The sequence below is a fragment of the Streptomyces neyagawaensis genome (assembly GCF_023516595.1).
In the GTDB taxonomy this organism is placed as follows: Bacteria; Actinomycetota; Actinomycetes; order Streptomycetales; family Streptomycetaceae; genus Streptomyces; species Streptomyces neyagawaensis.
On sequence record NZ_JAMGBG010000115.1, the window covers coordinates 1 to 416 of the forward strand.

Consider the following 416-nt stretch of genomic DNA (forward strand, 5'->3'; position numbering starts at 1 on the left):
CGCGTTCGGTGTTGCTGGTGAACACCTGGCGGTAGGCCCATTCGGTTTGCAGGGTGCGGTTGAAGCGTTCGACCTTGCCGTTTGTCCAGGGGCAGTGCGGGCGGATGAATCGTTGCCCGGCGCCCAGCTCGGCCACGGCCTGGCGGAAGGCAGTGCTCTTGCGGTAGGTCCAGGCGTTGTCGGTGATGACCCGTTCGATGCGGTCGATGCCGTGGGCTGCGAAGAATGCGGCGGTGCGGGTGAGGAAGCCGGCGCAGGTGTCGGCCTTCTCATCGGCATGGATCTCGGCATAGGCGAGGCGGGAGTGGTCGTCGACAGCGGCGTGGACGTAGTCGTAGCCGATCCGAGCCCGTTTTTGCGCGTAGGTCTTGCCGGCTTCCCGGCCGTGGGCCCGCCATCCCCCGCCGTCCGGGATC

1 protein-coding gene is annotated in these 416 nt (G+C 67.3%); it reads right to left on the reverse strand.

Going from position 1 to position 416, the window contains the following annotated elements; genetic code table 11:
• Positions 1–416: DDE-type integrase/transposase/recombinase (locus tag M8J73_RS34285; protein ID WP_249829477.1), on the reverse strand; the 416-nt coding region annotated here is incomplete at both ends.